The organism is Fluviibacter sp., from assembly GCF_057744235.1.
The window spans coordinates 1-21,248 of sequence record NZ_JBIJFP010000020.1; the positions used below are offsets into that span (position 1 = coordinate 1).

Annotated in this window: 21 protein-coding genes and 2 tRNA genes; 8 read left to right on the forward strand and 15 right to left on the reverse strand. The window is 55.9% G+C overall.

Going from position 1 to position 21,248, the window contains the following annotated elements; all coding sequences use genetic code 11:
* Positions 1-154: 154 nt before the first annotated feature.
* Positions 155-231, reverse strand: a tRNA-Met gene (locus AC3GOJ_RS08725).
* Between the two features lie 58 nt (positions 232-289).
* Entirely contained in the window at positions 290-907 is a 618-nt protein-coding gene (locus AC3GOJ_RS08730; RefSeq protein ID WP_488237078.1) for a nucleotide-binding protein, read from the reverse strand.
* Between the two features lie 104 nt (positions 908-1,011).
* Between AC3GOJ_RS08730 and AC3GOJ_RS08735 the strand changes: the two genes are divergently transcribed.
* Complete coding sequence (locus AC3GOJ_RS08735; protein ID WP_488237079.1) at positions 1,012-1,830, forward strand: IclR family transcriptional regulator; 819 nt, start codon at positions 1,012-1,014, stop codon at positions 1,828-1,830.
* On the opposite strand, the gene AC3GOJ_RS08740 is transcribed toward AC3GOJ_RS08735, so the two are convergent.
* Both AC3GOJ_RS08740 and ppk2 read right to left on the reverse strand, forming a co-directional pair.
* Complete coding sequence (locus AC3GOJ_RS08740) at positions 1,819-2,310, reverse strand: hypothetical protein (protein WP_488237080.1); 492 nt, start codon at positions 2,308-2,310, stop codon at positions 1,819-1,821. The genes AC3GOJ_RS08735 and AC3GOJ_RS08740 overlap by 12 nt on opposite strands.
* 66 nt (positions 2,311-2,376) lie before the next feature.
* Positions 2,377-3,540, reverse strand: coding sequence for a polyphosphate kinase 2 (gene ppk2 / locus AC3GOJ_RS08745; protein ID WP_488237106.1), 1,164 nt, complete (start codon positions 3,538-3,540; stop codon positions 2,377-2,379).
* A gap of 144 nt (positions 3,541-3,684) precedes the next feature.
* Here ppk2 and AC3GOJ_RS08750 point away from each other — a divergent pair.
* Positions 3,685-3,759 (forward strand) — tRNA-Thr (locus AC3GOJ_RS08750).
* 20 nt (positions 3,760-3,779) lie between these two features.
* Here the strand turns inward: AC3GOJ_RS08750 and AC3GOJ_RS08755 are convergent.
* Both AC3GOJ_RS08755 and AC3GOJ_RS08760 read right to left on the reverse strand, forming a co-directional pair.
* Positions 3,780-4,658: a DMT family transporter gene (locus tag AC3GOJ_RS08755; protein ID WP_488237081.1), complete on the reverse strand. Its 879-nt coding sequence runs from the start codon at positions 4,656-4,658 to the stop codon at positions 3,780-3,782.
* A gap of 11 nt (positions 4,659-4,669) precedes the next feature.
* Positions 4,670-5,794: an aromatic ring-hydroxylating oxygenase subunit alpha gene (locus AC3GOJ_RS08760; protein WP_488237082.1), complete on the reverse strand. Its 1,125-nt coding sequence runs from the start codon at positions 5,792-5,794 to the stop codon at positions 4,670-4,672.
* Positions 5,795-5,941: 147 nt separating this feature from the next.
* On the opposite strand from AC3GOJ_RS08760, the gene xseB reads away from it, so the two are divergent.
* The 4 genes from xseB to folE2 are packed head-to-tail and all read left to right on the forward strand — an operon-like array spanning position 5,942 to position 9,797.
* Positions 5,942-6,211 carry an exodeoxyribonuclease VII small subunit gene (gene xseB, locus AC3GOJ_RS08765; RefSeq protein WP_488237083.1) on the forward strand — a complete coding sequence of 90 codons (270 nt, stop codon included), beginning with the start codon at positions 5,942-5,944 and terminating at the stop codon, positions 6,209-6,211.
* On the forward strand, positions 6,208-7,089 hold the full coding sequence (locus AC3GOJ_RS08770; protein ID WP_488237084.1) for a polyprenyl synthetase family protein: 882 nt from the start codon (positions 6,208-6,210) through the stop codon (positions 7,087-7,089). Before xseB ends, AC3GOJ_RS08770 begins: the two co-directional genes overlap by 4 nt.
* Before the next feature lie 15 nt (positions 7,090-7,104).
* Positions 7,105-8,979: a 1-deoxy-D-xylulose-5-phosphate synthase gene (dxs, locus tag AC3GOJ_RS08775; protein ID WP_488237085.1), complete on the forward strand. Its 1,875-nt coding sequence runs from the start codon at positions 7,105-7,107 to the stop codon at positions 8,977-8,979.
* Positions 8,980-8,987: 8 nt separating this feature from the next.
* A complete protein-coding gene (folE2, locus tag AC3GOJ_RS08780) occupies positions 8,988-9,797 on the forward strand; it encodes a GTP cyclohydrolase FolE2 (RefSeq protein WP_488237086.1) in 810 nt (269 codons plus the stop codon).
* A 70-nt stretch (positions 9,798-9,867) separates the two neighbouring features.
* Here the strand turns inward: folE2 and rplS are convergent, their stop codons facing one another.
* The 6 genes from rplS to AC3GOJ_RS08810 form a co-directional block, all read right to left on the reverse strand.
* The gene (gene rplS, locus AC3GOJ_RS08785; RefSeq protein ID WP_488237087.1) at positions 9,868-10,236 is read right to left on the reverse strand and encodes a 50S ribosomal protein L19; all 369 of its coding nucleotides are present in this window, start codon (positions 10,234-10,236) and stop codon (positions 9,868-9,870) included.
* A 33-nt stretch (positions 10,237-10,269) separates the two neighbouring features.
* Positions 10,270-11,043, reverse strand: a complete 774-nt coding sequence (gene trmD / locus AC3GOJ_RS08790) for a tRNA (guanosine(37)-N1)-methyltransferase TrmD (protein WP_488237088.1) — start codon at positions 11,041-11,043, stop codon at positions 10,270-10,272.
* Positions 11,044-11,058: 15 nt separating this feature from the next.
* Complete coding sequence (gene rimM, locus AC3GOJ_RS08795; RefSeq protein ID WP_488237089.1) at positions 11,059-11,595, reverse strand: ribosome maturation factor RimM; 537 nt, start codon at positions 11,593-11,595, stop codon at positions 11,059-11,061.
* 22 nt (positions 11,596-11,617) lie between these two features.
* Complete coding sequence (rpsP, locus tag AC3GOJ_RS08800) at positions 11,618-11,872, reverse strand: 30S ribosomal protein S16 (protein ID WP_488237090.1); 255 nt, start codon at positions 11,870-11,872, stop codon at positions 11,618-11,620.
* A 73-nt stretch (positions 11,873-11,945) separates the two neighbouring features.
* Positions 11,946-12,686, reverse strand: a complete 741-nt coding sequence (gene pyrF, locus AC3GOJ_RS08805) for an orotidine-5'-phosphate decarboxylase (protein WP_488237091.1) — start codon at positions 12,684-12,686, stop codon at positions 11,946-11,948.
* A gap of 60 nt (positions 12,687-12,746) precedes the next feature.
* The gene (locus tag AC3GOJ_RS08810; protein ID WP_488237092.1) at positions 12,747-13,592 is read right to left on the reverse strand and encodes a YhjD/YihY/BrkB family envelope integrity protein; all 846 of its coding nucleotides are present in this window, start codon (positions 13,590-13,592) and stop codon (positions 12,747-12,749) included.
* Between the two features lie 87 nt (positions 13,593-13,679).
* Here AC3GOJ_RS08810 and wrbA point away from each other — a divergent pair, with 87 nt between their 5' ends.
* Positions 13,680-14,288: an NAD(P)H:quinone oxidoreductase gene (wrbA, locus tag AC3GOJ_RS08815; protein ID WP_488237093.1), complete on the forward strand. Its 609-nt coding sequence runs from the start codon at positions 13,680-13,682 to the stop codon at positions 14,286-14,288.
* Positions 14,285-14,704, forward strand: coding sequence for a DUF2069 domain-containing protein (locus tag AC3GOJ_RS08820; protein ID WP_488237094.1), 420 nt, complete (start codon positions 14,285-14,287; stop codon positions 14,702-14,704). Before wrbA ends, AC3GOJ_RS08820 begins: the two co-directional genes overlap by 4 nt.
* 5 nt (positions 14,705-14,709) lie before the next feature.
* On the opposite strand, the gene tldD is transcribed toward AC3GOJ_RS08820, so the two are convergent.
* From tldD to AC3GOJ_RS08835, 3 genes are read right to left on the reverse strand one after another with little or no spacing between them, the layout of a single operon-like run.
* Positions 14,710-16,197, reverse strand: a complete 1,488-nt coding sequence (gene tldD, locus AC3GOJ_RS08825; protein ID WP_488237095.1) for a metalloprotease TldD — start codon at positions 16,195-16,197, stop codon at positions 14,710-14,712.
* The gene (locus AC3GOJ_RS08830; RefSeq protein ID WP_488237096.1) at positions 16,194-17,006 is read right to left on the reverse strand and encodes a carbon-nitrogen hydrolase family protein; all 813 of its coding nucleotides are present in this window, start codon (positions 17,004-17,006) and stop codon (positions 16,194-16,196) included. The genes tldD and AC3GOJ_RS08830 overlap by 4 nt, the downstream gene beginning before the upstream one ends.
* Positions 17,003-21,226 (reverse strand): YhdP family protein, encoded by a 4,224-nt coding sequence (locus tag AC3GOJ_RS08835; RefSeq protein WP_488237097.1) that lies wholly within the window; start codon positions 21,224-21,226, stop codon positions 17,003-17,005. The genes AC3GOJ_RS08830 and AC3GOJ_RS08835 overlap by 4 nt, the downstream gene beginning before the upstream one ends.
* Between the last annotated feature and the right edge of the window lie 22 nt (positions 21,227-21,248).

The following is a 21,248-nucleotide window of genomic DNA, read 5'->3' on the forward strand; positions in this document are numbered from 1 at the left end:
GTCAAGTAAACACCCACACCTATCGGTTGTCTAATTTGTTAAAGATCAGTTCCGCTAACTTCAACTCAACGTCGCCGTCAGCAGAGAAGCGAGACTATAGCAATCAAAAATTACTCTGTCAACACTTCTTTTCTCAAACTTACCAACGAGTCGTTGGTTGCGGGGACAGGATTTGAACCTGTGACCTTCGGGTTATGAGCCCGACGAGCTGCCAGACTGCTCCACCCCGCGTCCGAGAAGGTGCGCATTATGTGGAAGTCTGCACCCCCTGTCAACCCCCTGCGCCTATTTATTTTTCGAGCCAGGCCACAAGTGGGGCCCATTGGGCCAGATCAGCCTTATGGCGGGACTTTGGCGGATCAAAGATCGTGCGCCCTGCGGCAGCCGCGTTCACATAATTTGATGTCGGGCGGATATATGCCAAGATTGGCAGATCGAAATGCTGCAGAAACTCTTCCAGCATGCTGGCTGCACGCGTTCTCGGATCAACACGCATGGCAACTATGCCAATTTTCCCACGCTGTCCGCGCATATCGCCACGCAGGCTGTTCAGAAAATCTTCGGTCGCTGCCATATCAAAGATTGACGGCACGACCGGGATAATGACCCGGTCCACAAGCCGGACATAGTCGCTTAACTTATAACCCTGAAGCCCTGCAGGCGCGTCGATCACCGTCATATCAGCCTCTTTGGGTAAGGACGCCATTAACTGCCCCCCGCCATAGAAGCCATCGACAGGTGGCATAGTTTCGTCACGAAACGACATCCAGCGCAGCGATGACTGCTGACGATCCAGATCGCAAAGCGTGACACGCTTGCCTTGGCTGGCCGCCCAACCAGCAATATTCGTTGCGAGCGTTGTTTTGCCACATCCTCCCTTAGGATTGCATACCATGACTGCCGTCATTTTTTACCCTTTAATTGAGCACGAGCGCCCCAGCGGCACCGCTTTTGTTTAGACTATCTGATTATAAGTTTCTTTATCGATGTCAGCATTATTTGAGAATCATCATGAACGGCCCCGAATCCAAGCTCATCACCAGCAAGCAACAAGGCATTCAATCCATCGAGATCGGTGGCGCAATTCTGCGAGCACTCATTGCCTCTGGCCGCCCGACCATGCTCAAGGACATTGCAAAGATGAGCGGGATGCCGGCAGCCAAAGCCCACCGTTATCTTGTGAGCTTTCAGCGTATGGGCTTGGTCAACCAGGATCCGGCATCAGCCCGATATCATTTGGGACCGTTTGCGTTGACGCTGGGCTTGTCCGCCCTAGCAACACTCGATCCGCTGCGGTTGGCCACGCCGATACTCGACGAACTCTGTGATGATATCGGCATGGGTGTTGGCCTGGCCGTCTGGGGCAGCAGTGGAGCGACGATTGTGCGCTATATCGACACTGGGGATGCCATTTCTGTGTGTTTACGCGTGGGTCGCGTACTGGGGTTACACGATTCCGCCACCGGTCGTTGCTTCAGTGCTTTCTTTAATCCAACGGTCATTCAACCGGCCCTGTCTGCAGAACTCGATCATATAGCAGGCAAAGATAAAGCGCGACGTCAGTCGCTGGATGCCGAACAGAACATGGTCGTGGAAGATGCCCGGCAAGAAGGGATCGCTCGTGCCGGCGGCAGCCATACCCCTGGCATTAACGGCCTTAGCGCACCGGTATTCGACTATACCGGGCAGATGGTTGCAGCCATTACGGCTGTTGGTACTGCTGGGCAGTTCGATGCTGACTGCCATAGTATCGAAGCCCAGAAAGTCAAAGCTGCGGCGCACCGACTCTCGACACTACTGGGGCACGGCAGCACAGAGTTAACGCTCTAATTTCTCCGCGTTGCTGTCCGACCAATAGTGATCGAGCGCCCCGATCAGTAGATAAGGCATCAGGATGAGCCAGTAAACCCAGGCCAGGGCGAAGGCATAAACGGGGTCGCCATTGGCAAAACTGGCGAGACCCGCCAGGAACGAATGATCGTGCCAAGCCCCCTCCACACCGGCTTCCAGCACGCTAAGCACGACCACCACGATCAGATAGACCAGGGATCTTGGCAGCACGATGCGCCACAAATCCTTACCGTGAGAATGCTGCATCGGATAAATCGCCTGGCCAATCAACACGAATTTAGCGCAGATCGCGGCTTTGATAATGGCTAAGCCCCACGAACCTATAGGCAAACCATGCTCACGAAGAATAGCGTGCGTGAGCAAACTGATCGCACTAAACCATAGCCAGAAGTACAGCGTCAGATGAATCGCCTTTTTGGCTTCTTCGGCAATACGATGTCCAAGGCCTTTAGTAATCATGAGAATTTCCAGCAACGATGTCGTTTGAGTATACCGAACCACGCTGCTGAAGATCTACTGAGCGGCTCACAACAAGGGCTTCCCCTCGCCCTCACCGATTTCATAGACCACATTCGCCCGACCCACCAACAGAGGATCCACTGGTCCGATCCGCGTGCCATCTTTCTGCGCATACGCCAATCGGTGCAGCACGTAGCGCATGGCATTCAGACGAGCACGCTTCTTGCAGTCAGACTTGATCACGATCCAAGGCGCGTCGGCGGTATCCGTCGAAAAGAACATCGTTTCCTTGGCATGTGTGTAGTCATCCCATTTATCCAGAGACGCCTTGTCGATCGGAGACAACTTCCATTGCTTCAATGGATGCTTCTCGCGTTCCTTGAAACGACGTCGTTGCTCTTTACGGCTGACAGAGAACCAGAATTTGAAAAGATGAATGCCGCTGCGCACAAGGTTTCGCTCGAATTCGGGCACCTGACGCATGAAGTCATCATATTCTGCCGCGGAACAAAAACCCATCACTCGCTCCACACCTGCCCGGTTGTACCATGACCGGTCAAACAGCACGATCTCGCCCGACGTTGGCAAATGTTGAATGTAGCGCTGAAAATACCACTGGCCACGCTCGTTTTCCGACGGTTTTTCCAGAGCGACCACGCGGGCACCCCGGGGATTCAGATGCTCCATGAAACGCTTGATGGCCCCGCCCTTGCCGGCCGCATCGCGCCCCTCAAAAATGATCACGACTTTCTGTCCGGTGTCTTTTACCCAGGCCTGCAGCTTGAGCAACTCCACCTGCAACTGATACTTCGCGGCTTCGTAATTTTTGCGCAGCATGAGGTTCTTATAAGGATAGCCACCCGTGCGCCAATCATCAGCTAAAACATCATCTGGCATGCCGATCGATTTCTCTACATCGCTCTCTTTACCAGAGAGCGCATCACGCAGCACCTGCGCCTCATCCGGTGCCGCACCTTCGAGCATCGCCGCCAGCGTTTCGGCAAGCTCGTGGGCATTGCCAGGAATATATCCGGCGAGTACGTCTTTGAGCGCACCGGCATGACGCGCATCCGCGGCCTCCAAGCCACGCTGCACCATAAACTCAGAAAGCGCCTGTTCGGTCATCTTGGGTGCTACGTCTCCTGCGCTCACTGGCCGGGTGGGTGCTCGTTTTGTTCCGGGTTTGCTTTTCGTAGATACTGCTTTGGCTTCAGTTGTCTTTTGAACCATGGTTGAACTCTGCGTTGCGTAAATTTTTAAGTCTACGCCGCTGATAGCAACATGGACGGCACAAACTTTGACGTGGATCAAAGGTTTTAATTCTGATCACAACTGTACGAAAAGAAGAAATGTATTTATAATGCTTGCCGGTTCGCCGGTTTAGCTCAGTGGTAGAGCAACCGCCTTGTAAGCGGTAGGTCGTCAGTTCAATCCCGACAACCGGCACCACGAACTCTCAAAAGCACCCGTCAGGGTGCTTTTGTTTTGGTGAAGCGCACTCGAGACGCCATGACGCCACTGGCCATGATCAGGCCAATGGCCAGCCAGCCCAGCCCATCGATACGCTCACCAAAAAACAGGCCGCCAAAGAGGCTGGCAAAAACCACCGTGGTGTAGGCCAGAGCGTTGGTGAGCAAAGTTTTGCCGCTTTTATACGCCCGCGTCAGTGCAAGCTGGGCCCCTGTCGCAAAAACACCCGCGCCAACCAGCCAAACCAGATCTTCCACCGCCGGCCAGTGAAAGCCTCGCCACACTACCCACACGAGCGCACCAGCGGTTGAAAACAACGAAAAATAAAATACGGTCCGCCACTCGGGCTCTCCGAGTGCACCCAGTTCACGAATGTGAAAATACGCCAGCCCCGCCAGACCACCGGAGACCAGTCCCAGTAGGGCGCCCAGTAAATGATCGTCATCAACTGCAGGGCGCAACAGCAGGACCACCCCCACAAACCCCAATAGCAAAGCCAGCCAGGCGAGACGCGAGGGTTTCAAACCGCGTAGCAAAAATTGCCACAGCACGAAAAAAATAGGTGAGGTGTAATTCAAGGTCACTGCGGTCGCCAATGGCAACTCGGTAATCGCATAAAAATAGAGAAATAACGCCGAGAAGCCCGACAAGGAGCGGAAGCTGTGACTGCGCAGATGCACGGTACGTGGCGGTCGGCGACGCAACAACATGAACCCGGAGACAATTAACAATGCAACCGTGCAGCGCCAGAGCACGATTTCACCGGAGTCATTATTGACGGCGGCCAACTTGACGCACACCCCCATGCACCCGAACAGGAAACTGGCAACCACCATCCACAAGGATTGCCCTCCCGGTCGAATTGCAGCGTCTGCCATTAGCGTCTTGATCAGCCCCCGAAGGGCTGAAGCTTCTGGCCCAGCATCCGGCGATAGAATTCGTGGAAATGCAGCATACCGTCCTCCATCGGGGACTGATAAGGGCCAACTTCGTTCCGGCCATTCCGCATCAGCGCACGACGGCCACGATCCATGCGCTCTCCGATTTCATCATCCTCAATTGCGGTTTCCATATAGGCCGCTTGCTCGGCCTCAATGAACTCCCGTTCAAACTCCACGATCTCTTCCGGATAATAGAATTCGACAATGTTGATAGTTTTATCAACAGCCTGCGGATGTAACGTGGACACGACCAGCACATGCGGGTACCACTCGACCATGATGTTCGGGTAATAGGTCAGCCAGACGGCGCCATGCTCAGGCCGCAGATTCAGATGCGCATACTGCGCCAGCACCTGATCCTGCCAGCGGCGATAGGTTTCAGATCCGGATTTCGCGAGCGAGGTGATCCCCACGCGCTGAATGGAATACCAATCGCTGAATTGCCAGGTCAACTCATCACAATTGACGAAACCACCCAGGCCCGGATGAAAAGGTGCCACGTGGTAATCCTCGAGGTACACCTCAATAAAAGTTTTCCAGTTGTAATTACATTCATGCGTGACGACTTTATCCAGCTTGTAGCCGGAAAAATCGAAGGATGACGCCAGCTGCATGTCCGCCAGGTCTTTCTGAATATCACGCGGCCCCTCAAAAAGCAGACCATTCCAGTTTTGCAAGGCGGTGCGACCCAGTTTGAGGCAGGGGTTATCCGGAAAATGCGGTGCGCCCACTAGGCTCCCTAGGCGATCATACGTCCAGCGGTGCAAAGGGCAGACAATGTGATGATCCAGCGTTCCGGCACCATCCAGCATAATGGCCTGACGATGCCGACAAACGTTGGACATCAGATCATACGCACCACCACGGTTCACCAGCATGGCACCGTGGCCCTTCATTTCCAGAGTACGATAAGCGTCTTCATGAGGGGCCATCAGCGCATGTCCGACGTAGCCCGGGCCCTGGTCAAAAAAGACCTGTCTCTCCAGCGCCAGCAATGCATCATCGAAATACCAGGAAACTGGCAGTTGCGACTGCGCAGATACCAGTGATTTGGGCGAGTCAAAGGCTGACATCCCCTTACCCTCCGCAAACAAGTGGGTTTAGCAAAGCCGAGCATTGTACCCCGCCCTTAAATTGACCGAAAGCCCTGAATCGGTTAACTTTCAAGGTTTTAGTGTCTCGCCACATTGCCTGTGGCGACCTGAACGCTGCGAAACCTCATGTCACCTCGAAAACCCACGGAATCTCTGCCCGGTCAAACGCAGCCACCCACCGATGGATTGAGCTTCGAATCGGCCATCGCCGAACTGGAAACGCTGATCCAGTCAGTAGAAAGCAACCGGCTTCCCCTCGAGGAAACACTCAAGGCATATCAGCGTGGACAGCAACTCATCGGCCGCTGCAGCACACTCCTGCGCGATGCCGAGCAACGGCTACAGCAATTTGACGGCCAGTCACTGACCGACGTGACGCTGGTGGATCGTCCATGAAACTTGATGCTTGGTTGCAGTCAATTCGGCAACGCACAGAAGCTGCGTTGAACCATTTTCTGCCGCTTGCCAGCCATAATCCGAAACGCCTGCATGAGGCCATGCGCTACGTCTGCCTGAATGGCGGCAAACGTCTGCGCCCCATTCTCGTTCATGCTGCCGGCGAAATTTCGGGTGCCTCTGAAGTATCGCTGGACTGCTGTGCGGCAGCCATCGAGATGATCCACGTCTACTCGCTGGTGCACGACGACATGCCATGCATGGATGACGACATGCTTCGGCGAGGCCAGCCCACATGTCATATTCAGTACGATGAAGCGACCGCTCTGCTGGTGGGCGATGCCCTTCAGACCCAGGCTTTTATGACACTGCTCCAGGCACCCGTGACTGCCGAGACGACCAAGGCACTCGTCAGCACCCTTGCTGCAGCTTCCGGTAGCGCCGGCATGGCTGGGGGCCAGGCGATTGACCTCGCATCCGTGGGCACGACCCTCAACGAAGCCCAGCTTGAACAAATGCACATCATGAAGACCGGTGCACTGATTCGCGCAGCCATACGCATGGGCGCTCTGGCTGGTGAATCGCTGGATACAGCCACACTGGACCGACTGGATCATTTCGGAAAAATACTCGGCCTCCTATTTCAGATCGTTGATGACATTTTGGACTGCACTGGCACGACAGAAGAACTCGGCAAGACCGCCGGTAAGGACGCTGCTGCCGAAAAGCCGACTTACGTGAGCCTGATGGGTCTTGCGGGGGCCCGTAATTTCGCAGACGATCTGCTGAACGAGGCCCGTGAACAGATCACTCACATCGGGCCTTCCGGACAACGTCTCAAAGATATCGCGCTGGAAATCGTTCGGCGCACCCACTGATTGGTAACAGAAACCATGTCCGCATCACTTCTCGAACAGATCAAGACACCAGCCGATCTCCGTCAGCTCAACCGAGAACAGCTGACGCAAGTGGCTGCGGAATTACGCCAGTATCTTCTGGATTCCGTATCCCAGACGGGTGGCCACCTCTCATCCAATCTCGGCACCGTCGAATTGACCGTTGCGTTGCACACTGTCTTCGACACCCCGGAAGACCGACTGGTGTGGGATGTCGGTCACCAGACTTATCCGCACAAGATTCTGACAGGGCGCCGCGAACGCATGTCGACGCTGCGCCAGTTCAACGGCATCGCCGGCTTTCCGAAGCGCTCCGAAAGTCCCTACGACACCTTTGGTGTTGGGCATTCGTCGACATCAATCTCGGCAGCTCTCGGTATGGCACTGGCCGCTAAACACAAGGGCGAGCAACGCCAGGTGGTAGCCATTATTGGCGATGGTGCCATGAGTGCCGGCCAGGCCTTTGAAGCGCTCAACAATGCCGGCGTTGCCAATGCGAACCTGCTGGTGATTCTGAACGACAATGAAATGTCGATTTCACCGCCAGTCGGCGCTCTGTACAACTACCTCACCCGTCTCACCTCCGGAAAGCTTTATAACGCGGCTAAAAAGGGGGCGGAGAAGGTACTGGGGGTGTCGCAAAGCCTGCTGGATTTTGCCAAACGAGCCGAAGAGCACGTCAAGGGCATGATTAACCCTGGCACCCTGTTCGAAGAGTTCGGTTTTCATTACTACGGCCCGATTGACGGCCACGATCTCGATGCGCTGATTCCCACCCTACAGAACCTCAAGCAGCTGTCGGGCCCCCGTTTTCTGCACATTGTCACGCGCAAAGGCCAGGGCTACAAACTGGCTGAAGAAGACCCAATTCTCTATCATGGTGTCACCAAGTTCGAAACGGCTGAAGGCTTGAATGGCGGACAAACCAAGGGCGGCGCCGCACTCACCTACACTCAGGTCTTTGGCGACTGGCTGTGTGATATGGCAACCGCTGACCCGAAACTGATAGCCATTACGCCCGCCATGCGCGAAGGCTCGGGCATGGTGGCCTATGCCGAGCGATTCCCTGATCGTTATCACGATGTCGCCATTGCCGAACAGCACGCCGTCACCCTGGCGGCCGGCATGGCCTGCGAAGGCCTCAAACCGGTCGTTGCCATCTACTCCACCTTCCTGCAACGCGGCTACGACCAGCTGGTGCATGATGTCGCACTGCAGAATCTGGATGTCACTTTTGCCGTTGATCGTGCCGGCCTGGTAGGTGCGGATGGCCCGACACACCACGGGGCGTTTGATCTCTCGTACGCGCTCTGCATTCCCAATATGGTCATCGCAACACCGGCGTCCGAATCCGAGTGCCGGCAATTGCTGAGCACCTGCTATGAACACCCGGGGCCGGCGATCGTCCGTTACCCGCGTGGTTCGGGCACCGGCAGTCTACCTGCGACCGATCTGGCAACAGTCCCTATTGGCAAAGGGATTCGCACCCGTGAAGGTCAACGCATTGCCTTTCTGGCTTTTGGGGGCCTACTGCCTCTTGCAGAAAAACTTGCAGATCGCTTCGATGCCACAGTCGCCAACATGCGGTTCGTCAAACCACTGGATCTCGATCTGATTCGCCAGCTGGCCGAAACCCACGAGCGCCTGGTGACCTTCGAAGAAAACGCCATCGCCGGTGGTGCCGGTAGCGAAGTGGAGCGCGCGCTGCAATCGCTCAATCTACACCGCCCTTGTCTACGCATTGGTCTGCCGGATCAGTTCATCGAGCATGGCGACATGGCTAACCTTTACAAATCAGCCGGTCTGGATGCTGACACAGTGCAGCACCGAATCGCAGAATTCATGTCAAACTCACATACCCTCCAACAATAACAAGCATCATGACCCAAGAGAACACCCAAACCCCCGGCATGCCGGACGTTCAGTCCTCCGTCGATAGTCGACGTATCGCCATTAACAAAGTGGGGATCAAGTCCATTCGCCACCCCATCGTCGTCGCCGACAAAGCGGTAGGTGTGCAGCACACGATTGCCAACTTCAATATGTACGTTGGTCTGCCGCACAACTTCAAAGGGACGCACATGTCGCGGTTTGTCGACATTCTGAACACACAATCTCGCGAGATCTCGGTCGAGAATTTCCCGGCCATGCTGCAGGATATGGTGAAGCGCCTTGAGGCCGAAACCGGCCACATCGAGATGAACTTCCCCTACTTCATCAACAAGGCTGCTCCGGTCTCGGGCGTCGAAAGCCTGATGGATTATGATGTCACGCTGATTGGCGACATTACGGGCGATGATATTCGTGTCGCACTCAAGGTGGTCGTCCCCGTGACCAGCCTGTGCCCTTGTTCAAAAGAAATTTCCGAACGTGGTGCACACAACCAGCGCTCACACGTCACGGTTACCGTCACGTCCAAAGACCATATCTGGATTGAAGAAGTCGTCGCTCTGGTCGAGAAGGAAGCCTCTTGCGAGGTTTACGGCCTTCTCAAGCGCCCAGACGAGAAGTACGTCACTGAACGCGCGTATGACAATCCGAAATTCGTGGAAGACATGGTGCGCGATGTCGCAGCACGGCTTAACGAAGACAGCCGCCTGGATGCCTACTGCGTGGAATCGGAAAACTTCGAATCGATTCACAATCATTCGGCCTATGCATTAATCGAGTGGCAACGCCCGAACGCATGACCTGATCTTTTGAAACGCCCATAAAAAAAGCCACCCGAGGGTGGCTTTTTTTGCTTGAGGGCAAACCTGATTAGGCCTTGCGCTCCAGCTTTTCCTTGATGCGAGCTGACTTACCCGAACGCTCACGCAGGTAGTACAGCTTGGCACGGCGCACATCACCACGACGCTTCAGTTCAATCGAAGCCACCAGCGGCGAATAAGTCTGGAACGTACGCTCAACACCTTCGCCCGACGAAATCTTACGGACGATGAAATTCGAGTTGAGGCCGCGGTTACGCTTGGCAATGACCACGCCTTCGTAAGCCTGCAGACGCTCGCGCGAACCTTCCTTGACCTTGACCTGAACCACAACGGTGTCACCCGGTGCGAATGTGGGAATGGTCTTGCCTTCGGTCAGACGCGAAATTTCTTCCTGTTCGAGTTGTTGAATCAGATTCATGTCGTTAATCTCCTTATTGTGACGACCGCAGAGCTACTCACCCGATTGCTCGAGTTTCTTGAGTAGTTGCATTTCTTCCTTGCTGAAAGCTCGATCTCTCAACAAGTCCGGACGCCGGGCCCGTGTCCGTTTTAAAGACTCGGCCAAACGCCAAACGCGTATTTTCTCATGATTTCCGGATAAAAGCACGTCTGGTACACCACAGCCCTCATAAATCTCCGGCCGCGTGTAATGCGGGCAATCCAGCAAGCCTGTGGCAAACGAATCTTCTTCCGCCGACTGGCTGTCGTTCAACACCCCAGGCTGATAGCGCAATATCGCATCCATCAGCATCATCGCGGGCAATTCGCCACCAGACACCACAAAATCACCGACGGACACTTCGAGATCGACTTGACGTTCGATCACCCGCTCATCAATGCCCTCGTAACGCCCACACACCAGCACCATCGATTGACGGGTCGCCAGGTCACGCACCAGGCGGTCATCTAGGGGGACGCCTTGCGGGGACAGATAAATGACCAGCGGCGCTTGATCAGCATCTGTATGTGCCTCACCCCTCACGGCAGCAACACCGGCATCAATCGCCTGCTCCAGCGGCCCGGGAATCATCACCATACCCGGCCCACCGCCAAACGGTCGGTCATCAATGGTTTTGTAACGATCTGTCGCAAAATCACGCGGGTTATGCGTCGTCAGCGAACAGATGCCTGTTTCAAAGGCACGCCGTGAAATACCGAAGCGGGTGACGGCTTCGAACATTTCGGGAAACAGGGTAATGGCAGCCAGACGCAAGGACGCACCCACAGCAGAAGACCGGCTTTACCAGTCAGCCGCCCAGGCAACCTGAATCAGGCCTGCGGCTTTGTCCACCTGAAGCACGATGTCGCTGACAAACGGAATCAGGCGTTCGTGTTTCTTTTCCTGACTACCGTCAACAACAATGAGCACCGCATTCGCGCCGGTTTCAATCAGACGGTCCACCTTACCCAGGGATTCGTTCTGGGCATTGACCACGTTGAGACCCACCAGATCAGCCCAGTAGTATTCATTGTTCTCAAGCGCCGGCAGAGATTCTAAAGGCGCGCCGATCCAGAAGCCTCGCAAGGCCTCGGAACCATTTCGGTCAGAAACATGTTCGAGCTTAACGACCAGGCCATCACCGTGCATTCGCATTGACTCCGGAGAGACTGCGCGCCACATGGCCTGACCCTCGACATCGGGTTCTTTATCGGAAATCCACCAGGTTGGCATATCCAGCCAACCTTCCGGATCATCGGCAAAAGGATGCAGATGAAACCATCCCTTGATGCCGTAAGCCGCACCGACGCGGCCAAGAACGACGCAACGCTGCTGCATTGCGCCTTCTTTGATAACTGACTTAGGCTGCAAGTTTGGCAGCGTAGCCCTTGGCCAGCTGGGCAACGCGCGGCGATACCTGAGCACCAACGCTCTTCCAGTAAGCCAGACGTTCCATATCGATGCGCAGCGGCTCTTCTTGACCCGAAGCTACCGGGTTGTAGAAGCCAAGACGCTCGACGAAACGGCCATCACGGCGCGTACGCGAGTCAGCAACGACCAGAGTATAGAAAGGACGCTTTTTAGCGCCACCACGAGAAAGACGGATAACGACCATACGGATGATTCCGGACAGAGAAAAACCGCGGATTGTACAGAAAGATCGACCAGAACACCAGCCTTTTGTGGGTTTATTCCGGAAAGACGTTGGCAATGCTGGCCTGAACAGCTTCTGCAGCCGCCTTCGGGTCAGTCGCGCCGCGGATCGGGCGCCCCATCACGATATAGTCTGCGCCATTGCGGAACGCCTGTTCGACATCGACCGTGCGCTTCTGGTCGTCGCCCCCGCGGTTGTCCACAGGGCGGATCCCCGGTGTCACCACCATGATGCGTGGCCCCAGCTCCTGACGAATCACGGGCGCTTCCAGACCCGACGAAATAATGCCGTCGCAACCAGCTTCCAGAGCACGTCGTGCACGCGAGAGCACCAGTTGAGCGACATCGCACTGGAACCCCAGATCATCCAGGTCTCCACGATCCAGGCTGGTCAGTGCCGTCACAGCCAGCACTTTGAGGTTGCCCTTTTCCTTACCCGCTGCCTCCATGATGGCCTGATTGCCGTGGATGGTCGCAAATGCGACATTTCTTTTGGCCAGCGCACGAATTGCCGAACGCACCGTTTCCGGCACATCAAAAAACTTGAGGTCGACAAAGACCTTTTTACCGCGCTCGCCCAACCAGTCGATCAGCTCGAAATAGCCGCCGGCCATGAAGAGCTCCATGCCCACCTTATAGAACTGAACACTGTCACCCAGCTGTTCCACCAGCGCCCGAGCCTCTGCGGCGTCTGCCACATCCAGGGCAACAATCAAACGTTCGTTTCGGGGAACAACAATCTGCGAGCGCAGGTCAGTCGTATTCAGAGCAGTCATCAGGGAACTCCAAGCAATCAGGTTACAACGATGCGCATTATGACAGACAGCACCCGTGCTTCAGGATAAATAACGCTGAAAACCATGCTGCCGCCCAGGCGAATCCGAGAGTTCGGCAGTCACCACACATCCCAGCAGAACCATCAACCAGCACAGGTAAAGCCAGAGTAGAAAAACCGGCACGATAGAGAACGCGCCATAAACCGCTGTAAACGAAGAAAACTTCTGGAGATACTGGCCGAACCCCCACTGCAGTAGCGCAATCCCTGCCGCTGCTGCCAACCCACCCACCAGAGCGAAACGTATCGGAACACGGCAATTCGGTAACACGTAATTCAACCAGGCCAGAAAGGCCGTCAGCGTCGCCGTCCCCACCAGACCGGATGCCAGCCGACGCAGCCATTGGGGCTCGTTGAAAAAGCCCATGGATAGGGAAATCGCCCACATTACCCCGGCGAACCCCATCCCCAGCACCACCGGCACAATACAGAGCAAGAGCAGGTAATGTCCTAGCCGGTGGAGAAAACGCCTGTCCGGGGTCAGCCGCCAGATCCGGTTGAAGGCCTGCTCGATGGCCCAAAACATGGCCCAGACGACAATCAGCAAAAATCCAAGTCCCACCACCGTAAAGCGGGTCGCGTTCGATGAAAAAGTCAGCGTGTAATTGGCAATCAGATTGCCGGCCTTTTCAGGCAACAGATAAGTCACCAGCAATTGATCAAAAGCGGCATGCACCTCGGCAAACCCAGGTATCCAGGAAGCGATGACCAGCACCAGAGCAACCAGAGGCACCAGCGACAAGAGGGTCGTGTAGGCCAGCCAGGCGGCCACCACATCCAGTTCATCTGCACGGATCCGCACCAGCAATGCAAAGCACGGCTGCAGTTTCAGGCGCAGCAGTCGCATCGTCGATATGAGCGAAAATCGGTGAGAGAACATAGACTAGACGTGCAGAGCATCGCATGACAAGATATCTGGCAGGTATGATACGGCATGCGAAAAATTCTTGTTTTGTACTACAGCCAGAAAGGGTCCGTTGAAGCGCTGGCCCGGGCTATTGCCCATGGCATTGACAGTACACCGGGTGCGGAAGCGATCCTAAGAACGGTACCGCGGGTCAGCACGGTGTGCGAAGCGACTGCGTCAGACATCCCTGACGCCGGCGCCCCCTATGTCACCCTTGCCGATCTTGAGACCTGTGACGGCCTGGCGTTAGGCAGCCCGGTTCGCTTTGGCAACATGGCTGCATCGATGAAATACTTCTGGGATAGCACGATCACCACGTGGCTTTCGGGTGAGCTGGCCGGCAAACCGGCCGCCGTGTTTACATCGTCAGGCAGCATGCATGGCGGCAATGAAACCACGTTGTTGAGCATGATGCTGCCCCTATTCCATCACGGCATGCTCCTGATGGGTCTGCCCTATAGCCTGCCCGAGCTCTCCGAAACCACGAGCGGTGGCAGCCCATACGGCCCGACTCATATTGCCGGCAGCAACGGCAACCCCGTATTGAATCCGGAAGAAACGATTCTGGCCAAAGCGCTGGGCAAACGCCTTGCCGAAACCGCGCTGAAACTGAGATCTGCTCATTACGCATCATGAATCAGCCATCCACCCAATTGAATCCGTTACTCAACCGGTTACGCTGGACGGCCGTACTGTCACTCCTGGGACTTATTGTGCTTTCACTGCTCTGGGAGCGTTGGCTGGCACCGATCAGACCAGGCGGCTCCTGGCTGATGCTGAAGGCAATCCCACTGCTTTTGCCCCTGCGTGGCCTATTGTACGGAAAACGCTATACCTATCAGTGGTCGTCGCTGCTCATTCTGGCGTATCTGACAGAAGGCCTGGTTCGTGCCAGCAGCGACACCGGCACCAGTCAGATTCTCGCCATGATCGAACTGACCCTAGCCGGCATTTACTTTGTCTGTGTGCTCCTGTTCTGCCGTGAAACGCGCCCGTCACTGACCAATCCGGCACTCAAACGAAAAAGCCGAAAAACAGCCCAGCAGCGCTAACCGGATCAAGCGGTGCCCGTACCGCCGACCGTTAACCCATCAATGCGCAGGGTCGGCTGCCCAACCCCCACGGGAACGCTCTGCCCCTCCTTGCCGCAGGTACCAACGCCCGAATCCAGCGCCAGATCGTTGCCGATCATGCTGACACGCGTCAGGGCATCCGGGCCATTACCGATCAATGTCGCGCCTTTGATCGGATACTGAATTTTCCCGTTCTCGACCCAGTAGGCTTCGGACATCGAAAAGACAAACTTGCCGTTGGTGATATCGACCTGACCACCACCAAAGTTAACGGCATAGATACCGCGATCAATCGACGCCAGAATTTCTGCAGGATCCTGCTGGCCGGCCATCATGTAGGTATTCGTCATGCGGGGCAGCGGCAAATGCGCATAAGACTCGCGACGACCATTACCCGTTGGGCTTACCCCCATCAAACGGGCGTTATGTGTATCCTGAATATAGGCCTTCAGAATACCATCCTCAATGAGCACGGTCTGTTGTGCCGGTGTCCCTTCGTCATCGACATTCAGCGAACCTCGACGCCCGGTGAGCGTACCGTCATCCACCACCGTCACACCGGGTGCCGCAACACGCTCTCCGATTCGGTTGGCAAATGCCGAACTGCCCTTGCGATTGAAGTCACCTTCCAGCCCGTGGCCAATCGCCTCATGTAGCAGAATACCCGGCCAACCCGGGCCAAGAACCACACTCATTTGCCCGGCGGGTGCTGGGCGAGCATCCAGATTCACCACTGCCTGGTGGACGGCGTCCTGTGCATAACGACGCAAGACCTCATCGGTGAAATACGCATAATCCGTGCGGCCACCGCCACCGGCATAACCTTGCTCCCGCCGTCCCTGCTGTTCGACAATAACCGTGACCCCGACGCGCACGAGCGGCCGGATATCGGCAATGCGCTGGCCATCGGCCCGCTGCACCATCACCACATCGTACTCGGCCGAGAGCGACGCCATCACCTGCTTCACCCGCGGATCCAGTGCGCGGGCCAGATGCTCGAGTTTTTCCAATAGGGCTACCTTGGCCGGTGCCTCAAGCGATGCGATGGGATTCAGCGGCAAATAACGGGCCGCCGAATCTGCTGACTGCAATGACGATCCGGCGGATGACAGACCAACGCGCTGGTCATTACCCGTTGCACCGATTTCCCGAACGGCACTGCTGGCAGATTGAAGCGATGGCAGCGAAACATCATCTGAGTAAGCAAACGCCGTTTTCTCGCCACTGATGGCACGCACACCGACGCCCTGGTCAATGCTGAAACTCCCAGCCTTAACAATGCCCTCCTCGAGGCTCCAGCCTTCGGAGCGCGTTGCCTGAAAATAGATATCGGCATCATCAATACCGGATTGCATCACGCCACCCAGAATAGCCGCGACCTGATGTCCCGCCAGGCCCTGGTTATCCAGCAGCAGGTTTTCGGCAACCGTCAGTGCGGCCGCCGGTGTGTTGCAAGCATTGTGTGTGTTCATGTTGGAATCCTACGATGTTTGAGTGCTGGCAAGCGATGCCGGACCGTCTCAAGCCGCTGTCTGTTGAAGTCTGCACATACCCAGCCTTCCCCGCTGGGCAGCACGCTCAGAATATCGCCCCAGGGATCCACAATCATGCTGTGGCCCCAGGTTTTACGACCTGTCTCATGACGCCCACCCTGGGCACTGGCAATCACATAACACTGGTTCTCGATCGCGCGGGCACGCAGCAGGACTTCCCAGTGCGCCTCGCCCGTTGTGGCGGTAAACGCCGCCGGCAACACCAGCACATCCACCGGCCCCAAGGCCCGGAAGTATTCCGGGAATCGCAGGTCATAACAGATCGAGAGCCCGATGCGGGCAAACGATGTTTGAAAAGCCACCGGCTGCGTACCAGCCTCGATGCTCAACGATTCATCATAAGCTTCGGCACCCGCCTTAAACCCGAAGAGATGCATCTTGTCATAACGGCTGATCTGCTGCCCATCCGGAGCGTAAACCAAGGTGCTATTCAGAGCGCGCTGCGGGTCCGCGCCCGCCATCGGAATCGAACCGCCAATCAACCAGACCCCCAGTTCCCGCGCCAATCCAGACAGCATGCCCTGCAAGGGACCGCCTTCTTCGCTTTCACGAATCGCTAACCGTGCCTCATCCGTCGCCCCGATCATCGGAAAGAATTCCGGCAGTACAATCAATCGGGCACCGTCCGCCGCTGCGCCCCGGACCAAACGATCAACCGAAGCCACGTTATCTTCCACGCGCGGCGAAGACACCATCTGGATCGCCGCCATCCGCAGACGCTGTGTCATTGGCTACCTCCTCCTGGCTTCCGGACCGCAGCTGACGACGTGGCAGGATCTGCAGCCGCATTCGATGACGATGGCGACAGTGCATCACCCACAGCAGAAACGGCTTTACCCGGCAAATCCACAACGGCCTTGCCGGCCTTGACGGTATCCGTGGCGATCGATTGTTTGTCCACCAACGGATCCGACCAGGTGCCGGTGATGTGATATTGATACGAGAACACCTTGCTCAGCGGATCATCCAGAACCTTCTGCGCCACAAAGGTGGCAGCACCGGCAATCGGATTCAGCACGGTCACACCCAGCGCAACGCTATTACTCAAAGCAGGCCGAACAGTCACCACCACATCCTGTGTTTGCGTCGCCAGATTCGTTTCACCACGCATCAGCACTTTGGCCGCAGGTGCATCCATTTGCAGATCCGAGGTCTTCATCAAACCATCGCGAATGTCGAAGCGGCCATCAATGGCTTCAAACGCCAGGCCGTCGCTGAAAATATCACGAAAATCCAGGGTCAAACGCTGCGGCAAGGACTGCAGGGATAACAAGCCCAGCAGACGGCCGACACCCGGATCCATTTTGGAGAACTGGCCATTCTTGGCCGTCATTTTAAAATTGCCGGACAAACGCGCCGGATCAAAACCAAACGGTGAGCCCGGCCAGCTGACTTGCCCTTCCATCGCCGCCGTGCCGCGTTTCACTGTACCCGGATAGCCCAGCTTGGTTAGCAGATTCCCGACTTGCGGACTGTTCAGCTTGAAATCCATCGATGTCAGGTGGTTTTGCGCATGAGCACCGCTCTGATTGCGAGAGACCCAATTCAAGCGGCCACTAAACCGCAGATCCGGCCCGTCCAGCAAAAAGGGATCCACACGCCAGGACTGCCCCTGCGCCGTTTTCTGATTGCGTGCCTTGAAGCTTAGTCTACCCCAGGGCTGCCCCTGCCAAAGCAGCTCATCGACTCTGAATGACAAATCAGGCAACGAATCGATCTCCTGATTGGAACTAGCAGTCGACCCTGGCGACGCATCGCTCGCAGCCGTTAAATCCAGCCGACTCAACCGGCCCTGCAACAAACCACGCTCGCCAGCATCAGCAACCCCAGGAGGCAGCCACTCCAGATCACCCTGCAGTTCGCGACTGGTCATCTGGATCGACGTCCGATCAGCCGCCGTTTGTAACGATGCTCTGAAATCCTGGAACCTACGGCCAAATGCTTTGACGACCGGCGCTTTCAAAGACACCGCCAGCGGCGGCATCCCCCGGTTATTGCCATTCGCATTCACGCTGGCACCTGCACGTGAGCGGCCCGCACCGAGTCCCGTCGCCCGTAACCAGAAATCAAGATCTACCGGTTTTAGCGACTCTACATGCAATCCGGGTTGATCCAGCGCAGGCAGCGTCTGACCAGAACCGACAATCACTTTACCGCGGACCAGCTGCCCCCGTACATTCATCCCCAGCACACCGGTCACGGCATTTCCGAGTGTCCATCGCCAGACCTGATCCACCGAGCCCTGTGGCTTGCGCCCATTGCCAGCGAGATTTTGCCGTGACAACGTCAATGGCATTGTGGCGGCGGCCCCCTTGTTAAAAGGCTCAGGTAATGCCGAGGTCACCCCCCGCAAATCGGAAGACACATTCAAATCGACATTTCCGCCACGCATCAAAACGCTGGCCTGCCAGTTGGCCCGACCGGAAAGTTGCTCGAACACGGGTAGGTCATAGTAATGACGCAGTTCGGCGATGCTCGCGCGCCCTGTTGCCTGAATGCTGGCTCCCTGGGCATCCGTACTGATTCGGATTGCTAATGGCTCACCCGACCACTGCCCCTGCAGATCACGGCTCTCAATGGTGCTCTCTGAGAACTGGATTGTTCCGTTCAAAGCCGTTACGGGCGGGGTATTGGGCAATACGGTCAAACGATTGTTCTGAAAACTATATTGCCCCTTTACCCGCACATCTGACGACTTGGCCAGATTCAGATCAACCGTAATATCCAGCTTGCCCGGACCGTCAGCCGACATATCATCGGCAAAATGATGAATGTGATCGGCGAGAGGTGTGTCTTTTAGAAAGCTCACAGCACTGGAAGTCTGCCCCTCGGCCTGCCCGGATACCACCAGATGATTTTCGAAAGCACTCACATCGGCCATCGTGGCCCGAATGTTGGAAAAGCGCATGCCATTGATCTGCCCTTTGTTAGCAGCAACCCGGATCTGGTTCTGGTTCATGTCAAAACTTGCCGTGAGTTTCTCAAGCACCGGATAACCATCGGCATACTTCACGTTGACATCCTGGGTTTTGAAGCCCAGATAGAATTTACCCGGAGCCCCCTTCGCCTCGCTCGACCCCGGTGCGGCACCAGGCTCCGGAGCCCCATAGGGCATATCCCAGACACGACCAGACATTTCTATACGGAAGTCTGACATCGTACCTCCCGAAATGGCGCCTTTGACCCATTTGGAGATATCGGGTGAAGCACTCAAAGGAATATACTTCCAGCCACTTTCCGTCTTTGCCTCATCAAAGACGATTTTCATATCAACCGTACCGGCCTTATCTTCATCGGATGCCGATGCAGAAAGATTGCCCGTCCAGCCACCATTCACCTCGGCAATCAGATCGGTGTTGCGTAACTGCAGACCTTTCACTTTGACGGCGAGGACGTCACCGGTTTTTGTCCAGTTGATCTGACCGGTGAGCTGTTCGAGCGGCACTTCGTTAATTGGGAGAATATTCGGGGATGCTAGGATACTTTTTCCCGTATTGAGCGTGATCTTGCCAGCATTCTGGTTGATATCGAATTTTGCCGAGACCCCTTGGACGAAGTGGCTATGATCAGCAGATCGTACCGCCAGATCATGAACGCTGCCTTGGAATTCGTACTCACTCAGTACTGAATCCGCCACGACGCCCTGAAACTTGAGCTTGTCTAACACACCGGCGGGTGCTGCATCTGCCAAGTGTCGCCGCAGATCTCCGGGCAGAGGTAAGCTTTCCGCCAGATGCCGCCATTGAGCAATATCCAGGTGCGATGCACGAAAAGTAATTTCGCGCTGGGCATCGCGCGCCAGTTGCTTAATAAAAATACTGGCCGGCTGTTCGTCATGGCTTCTAGCATCCGAAATCGAAAACTGGTCCAGGGTTAATTGCGTATTACGCCCTTCATCTCGACGCTTGAACGAAACCGATGAAGACACTTGCTTCAGGATCAACGGCTTGAGTTCTGGTGCCAAGAGGGCTTGCAGATGCGTCACGCCGATGTCTCCATCAAGCGCCGTCAGATCCGAACCCTGCATCGCTAACGTAATATCCGCCCGGAGCTTCCCGGACTGCACGGGTACCGGATAATCCAGCCAGGTTGCCCAGGGGGCCAGATCAATCTCTGCCGTATTAAAGGCAACCTCCATCGGCCATGTCTGCCAGGTGCTAAAGCTCCGGCCATACCAGTTCACCTGGAGTTTGACCGGCTTACCGTAGACAGCGGGGGGCGCCACCGTCAGATCCAGGCGATGTTTTCCGGCACGACTCCGCAACCGCAAGTCCACATCCGTCAACACGAGCGTTGGCGCGTTGCGCACTTTGTCCGTCCAGCGGATTTCACCACTGCGCAAATTCAAGGTCCCCTGCTCGAGCAGCGCATCGACATTGAAGTCACCTTCACCACTGAGCGGTAGGCCTGACAGGAACAGCGCACCATTGGCATCCCGCCGGAAATCCAGATCCGGCGTTTCCACTAACAGTGAGCGAAAACCCAGAGATCCCGTCAAGAGCGGCCACCAGGCGAGCTCGGCCTTGATGTGGCTCAACGTCACGGCTGGACGATGCTGGCGATCAAATACCACCACATCGCCCAGCGTAAAACGGGGATGGAGCTGCGACCAATCGGCCGATAAGGTGCCAAGCTCGACATCAACGCCAAGGGCGCGACCCACTTCAGTCGCCAGGCGCTCACGATAATCGTTAATGTGCGGAAACAACCAGAACTGCAGGATGCAGGCCGCAATAATCCACAATCCGAGGATAACCGTGACAGCGCCACCCACGGTTCGCCTGAACCATTTTCTGGACAGCAGTGTTCGAATACCTTGGACAGGCACAGCAAACAAACCGGACGAACGAGACAGAAAACGACGCAACGAGACCACCCAAAGAGACAGACGCAGGCTGAAACACGGCCAAAGGTTGTCATGATGGACCAGCCAGCCGCTTAGTGCCACAATTTTATATGAAGCTACCTAG